We start from the raw sequence: 4,739 nt of genomic DNA, 5'->3' as shown, positions 1-4,739 counted from the left end.
GTTAGACGCTGGCGCGGGACGGTTTCGTCCGCGGGGTAGGGGTGACTTGGGGGAGCGGGGCTGTAGTGGCGGGGGCCTGGCGCGCGGTCCGTGGACCCGCCCGACCGTCGTGACCGACCGACGAGAGAAGGCGATCGCATGGCCCGGAACGCAGGGGCCCGGACGACAGGGGCCCGAAGGGCGGAAGCCGCGAAGGCGGGCGCCGGGGCGGGCAGCGGGAAGCCCGGGAGCGCCCCCCGCGCGACACGTCGTCGGACCCTCCGGTTCAGGACCCTGGTCGCGCTCGTGGTGTGCGCCACCGCCGCGGGCGGCGTCGTCGCCTACCGGACCGTCGCAGGCGGGACCGGGGAGCGCGCGGTGACCGTCGACGAGGCCTCCCGGCTGGCCCTGTCGCGCCTGAACCTCTACCAGGCCGGCCCGGTCACCGTGACGCTCACCGCCGCCGAGGGCGGGGGCGTCGACGTCCGGGTCGAGGGTGTCGTGGACTACCGCACCCGCCGGGGCGTGGGCCGCTACCGGGTCACGGGGGCGAGCGGCCCGCTCGACCACGGACTGGTCGTCTGGGACGCCGGCGGGCTCGGGCTCGCCCCCGAGCCCGCCGGTACCGACGGACCGGCCTGGCAGCAGGCCGAGCGCGTCCCCCGGCAGGGCTGGTCCCCGCGCACCTACACGGCGGACCCGCTGGACGCCGGGCTCCAACTGCTGGTCCAGCTGGGCGCCGACCGGCCGGACAACCCGCTGCTGCTCGCCCAGTCCGGGGCGCGCTGGCTCGGCACCGACCGCCTGGACGGCCGGATCCACGACCGGTTCGCCGGCCCGCGCGCCCAGGGCGCCGCGCCCGACGGCGGCCGGTCGCCCCTGACCTACTGGGTCGACGCCGACGCCACGCTGAGGCGGGTGACGATGCGGATGCCGGGCCTGGGCACCCCGACCACCGTGGAGTTCGCCGGACACGACGACGTCGCCAAGCTCCCCGAGGCGCCCTGGCTGACCGGCTGACCGGCCGGCCCCCGACCCGCCTCCCGCCCCGCCTCCCGCCCCTTCGCCCGCCCGTCAGCGCGCGGGCTGCGCCGGGAGCACGCCGGCATCCGTCGGAAGCGGGTACGCCCCCGGGTCCACCGCGTCCGGCAGACCGGTCGCCGGGCGGCCCGGCGCCGTCGGGTCGGGCAGCGACGGCTGCGCGGGCGGCGCGGGCACCCGGCTGAACGGGACGCCGGGCGGCGCCAGGACCGTCGCCGTCCGGCCCGCCGGCAGTGGCCCGTGCACCGGGCTTCCGCAGCCCGCCGCGGCCTCCAGACCCTCCGGGCTCTGCGTGGCGGGCCGGTTGCCGCTGAAGCAGTTGCCGGGGTCCGCCGAGGCGAGCACCAGGTCGGCGCCGTTGCCGTCCACCTGGTTGCCCTCGACCCGGTTGCCGGTCGCCGGGTGGCCCGGCGGATCGGTGACGATCACCCCGGCCGCGCGGTTGCCCCGGACGAGGTTGCGCTCCACCCGGTTCGCGGTGCCGCCGCCGATCCCGATGCCGATCCCGAAGCCGCCGTCGGCCTGCTCGGGCGTGTCGGCGGCGTTGTTGTCGACGACCACGTTGCCCGCGATCACCGCGCCGTGCTGCGGGGCCAGCGCCTCCAGGTCGTTGGAGTTGACCGTGACGCCCACCCGGTTGCCGGCCACGCGGTTGCCCACGATCGACAGGCCGTCGGAGGCGTTGGTCAGCTCGACCCCCACCGCGTTGCGCTCCACGGTGTTGCCGCGCACGACGGTGTCGCAGGGCTTGCACTGGCCGACGTAGATGCCGGAGTCGGCGTGCCCGGAGGCGTAGGAGTCCTCGATCACGCCGGAGCGCGCGTCGAAGGCGTAGATGCCGTACAGGCCGTTGTTGTACGACGTCACCCTGGTCGCACGGAAGCCCTCCACGGGCGGGAAGCGGGCGGTGTCCAGCGGGTCGTACGCCGAGCCGCCCGCGCCGCGCTGCTGCAGCTTCTCGTCCGTGACGCCGGTGAACAGGACGCCGTTGGCCAGGTATCCGTGGACGGTGAGGTTCTCCACCACGGAGCCGGGCCCGGTGACGGTGATGCCGTTGGCCAGCTTGAGCCCGCCGTCCAGCACCACGGCGGAGCGGTCCGTCCCGCGCACCACGACGTTCCGCTTGGGGACGCGCACGCTCTCGCGGTAGGTCCCCGGGCCGATCAGCACCGTGTCGCCCTCGCGCGCGACGTCCACGGCCTTCTGGACGGTGGGGAAGTCCTCCGGCACGCGGACCACGGTCCCGGCCGGGTGTGCTGCGTCGTCCGAGGCCGGACCCGCGGAGGAGCACCCCGCGGACAGGGCGGCCGCGAGGACGAGGGTGGTCGCCGCCGCTCCGGCCCGGAGAGCTGACAGACGATCAGGAAACGTGATTTGCATGGCACGTGTTCTATCGTCTCCAATAGGGCGCATGCCCACCGAACCGGGAAACGCGTCGCCGTCGAACCCGATCGCCGCGCCCGGCCTCGGGCGGCGGCGGGCGCTGCTGGCGGCCGGTGCGGTGCTCGCCGCCGGCGTCGGAGCCGCGGCGGGCGAACTGACGGACGGCGACCGGACATCGGGCCGCGCCACCGGAGCCGACGGCCCGCCGCCCGGGGCGCCGACCCCCTTCCACGGCGCCCGGCAGTCCGGTGTGACGTCCCCTCAGCTCGCGGCGACGAAACTGGTCGCCTTCGACCTCCCGCCGAGCTCCACCGCCGCGGACCGGGAGGCCCTGCGCACCCTCCTCGCCGCCTGGACCCGCACCCTGGCCTCGGCGACGGCCGGAACCGGCCCGTCACCCGACCCGCGGCTACGGGCCGGCGGCACCACCCGGCTCACCTCGCTGGTCGGCCTCGGCCCCGCCCTCGCCGCCCGGCTCGGCCTCGCCGTCCCCGCCGGGCTGGCCGAGCTGCCGGCGTTCCCCGGCGACCGCCTCGACCCGGCGCGCAGCGGCGGCGACCTGCTGCTCCAGCTCGGCGCCGCCGACCACTGGACGCTCGCCGTCGTCGGCGAACTCACCGCCACCGCCGCCCGGGCCGCCGGGGCCACGCCCCGCTGGTCGCAGTCCGGCTTCCTGCCGGGCACGGAGCCCGGCGCCACGCCCCGCAACCTGTTCGGCTTCAAGGACGGCAGCGCCAACCCGGACGAGGACGCGGCCCGACAGTGGGTCTGGGGCCCACCGGGGCCGCACGAGAACGCCACCGTCCTGGTCTACCGACGGATCCGGATGGACACCGCCGCCTTCGCCGCCCTCCCCGAGGAGCATCAGAACCTCGCGATGGGCCGCCGCGCCGGTGACGGCGCCCCGCTGACCGGCACGGCCGAACACGACGAGCCCGACCTCTACGCCAAGCACCCGAACGGTGCCTACGTCATCCCCGCCACCGCCCACGTCCGCCTCACCGGCCCCCGGCTGGACGGCGGGGCCCGCATGCTCCGCCGGGGCTACAGCTACGACGACGCCCCCGGCGACCGCGGCCTGCTCTTCTGCGCCTTCATGCGCGACCCCGGCCAGTTCACCCGCGTCCAGGAGCGCCTCGCCACCCGTGACGCCCTCAATCCGTTCCTCGAACACACGGCGTCCGCCGTCGCCCACGTGCTCCCCGGCGCCCCGGAGGGCACCGCCCTGGGCGACCACCTGTGGTCCTGACGCTCCCGGGCCCGCACGCCCCGGAGCCGGCTGCGCCCCGCGCGCGGTAGCGGGGGTCGGGGCGGGATCGCTGCGCCCCACCCGGGGCGCGAAGGACCCCCCGCCCGCCCGTCCGGGCCGGTCGGCGTCCGCGTCGGCGCTAGATGCTGAGCAGGCCGACGACGTGGCCGTCGTGGTCCACCACCGGCCAGCTGGTCAGGTCGCGGGAGCGCATGGCGGCAGCAGCCGTGGTGGCCGACATGTCGGCGGTGGCGAACGGGCCGCGGTCCAGGACGATGTTGCGCACCGGGGTGCGCTCGGTGTACCAGGAGCGGGCCTGGAAGGGCGCCAGGTGCAGGTGGGTCAGCAGCCCGGCGCAGCGACCGTCCTCGTCGCGGACCAGGAGGTGGTTCGCGCCGGAGCTCCGCAGGATGTCCATCGCCGTGTCGACCATGACGTCGTCGCTGATCTGCAGCTCCGGGTGTCGCATGAGGTCGCCGACCGTGGTGGTCGTGGGGTGTTCGAGGGTCGTGGTCATGGGCGGGCTCCTTCTCGTGTCGTTCGCCGAGGCAGCCGGTTGATCAGCGCACGCGGAAGCCGCGAGGCATCGGGCCGGGCGTGTGACGGGCGGGGCGTGGACGGTGGAACCGTGCGGCACGTCGCCTGCGGTCGGTGCTCACCGCAGGGGGCGGGAGCGAAGAACCGCGAACCGTGAACTGTCACGGGAGGAGGCCGGTCCGGACGCGGCGCCGTACGTCTCGCGTGGGGAGGACGGCCGCCGGTGGCGGGACCGAGGGCCCGAACGGCCCGGGATGCGTCGTGACGCAATGCCGAAGGGCCCGCACCGGGCATCAAGTACTCGGTGCGGGCCCCTCGCTGCTGGGCGGGTGCCGTGGCAGAAGAACTACAGCGGGCGAATGTTCTCGGCCTGCGGGCCCTTCTGGCCCTGCGTGACGTCGAACTCGACCTTCTGGCCCTCGAGCAGCTCACGGAAGCCGTTGGCGTTGATGTTCGAGTAGTGGGCGAAGACGTCCGGGCCGCCACCCTCCTGCTCGATGAAGCCGAAGCCCTTTTCCGCGTTGAACCACTTCACGGTGCCATTAGCCAT

At 75.6% G+C, this 4,739-nt stretch carries 5 protein-coding genes; 2 read left to right on the top strand and 3 right to left on the bottom strand.

Annotated elements, in window-relative coordinates; all coding sequences use genetic code 11:
• Nucleotides 1–285 precede the first annotated feature (285 nt).
• Nucleotides 286–999, top strand: coding sequence for a hypothetical protein (locus ACFWOG_RS24630; protein ID WP_380361019.1), 714 nt, complete (start codon nt 286–288; stop codon nt 997–999).
• 54 nt (nt 1,000–1,053) lie between these two features.
• Here ACFWOG_RS24630 and ACFWOG_RS24625 read toward each other — a convergent pair whose 3' ends face one another.
• Complete coding sequence (locus ACFWOG_RS24625; RefSeq protein WP_380361018.1) at nt 1,054–2,400, bottom strand: right-handed parallel beta-helix repeat-containing protein; 1,347 nt, start codon at nt 2,398–2,400, stop codon at nt 1,054–1,056.
• Between the two features lie 31 nt (nt 2,401–2,431).
• On the opposite strand from ACFWOG_RS24625, the gene ACFWOG_RS24620 reads away from it, so the two are divergent.
• On the top strand, nt 2,432–3,652 hold the full coding sequence (locus ACFWOG_RS24620; protein ID WP_380361017.1) for a Dyp-type peroxidase: 1,221 nt from the start codon (nt 2,432–2,434) through the stop codon (nt 3,650–3,652).
• Nucleotides 3,653–3,791: 139 nt separating this feature from the next.
• On the opposite strand, the gene ACFWOG_RS24615 is transcribed toward ACFWOG_RS24620, so the two are convergent.
• Together ACFWOG_RS24615 and ACFWOG_RS24610 are read right to left on the bottom strand one after the other, a co-directional pair.
• The gene (locus ACFWOG_RS24615; protein ID WP_380361016.1) at nt 3,792–4,169 is read right to left on the bottom strand and encodes a CBS domain-containing protein; all 378 of its coding nucleotides are present in this window, start codon (nt 4,167–4,169) and stop codon (nt 3,792–3,794) included.
• A 366-nt stretch (nt 4,170–4,535) separates the two neighbouring features.
• Nucleotides 4,536–4,739: cold-shock protein (locus ACFWOG_RS24610; RefSeq protein WP_030918248.1), on the bottom strand; the 204-nt coding region annotated here is incomplete at its 5' end.

The sequence above is a fragment of the Kitasatospora sp. NPDC058406 genome (genome assembly GCF_042722765.1).
GTDB lineage: Bacteria > Actinomycetota > Actinomycetes > Streptomycetales > Streptomycetaceae > Kitasatospora.
The sequence above is the reverse complement of the archived record's forward strand: the minus strand, read 5'-3'. Positions and strand labels throughout refer to the sequence as shown.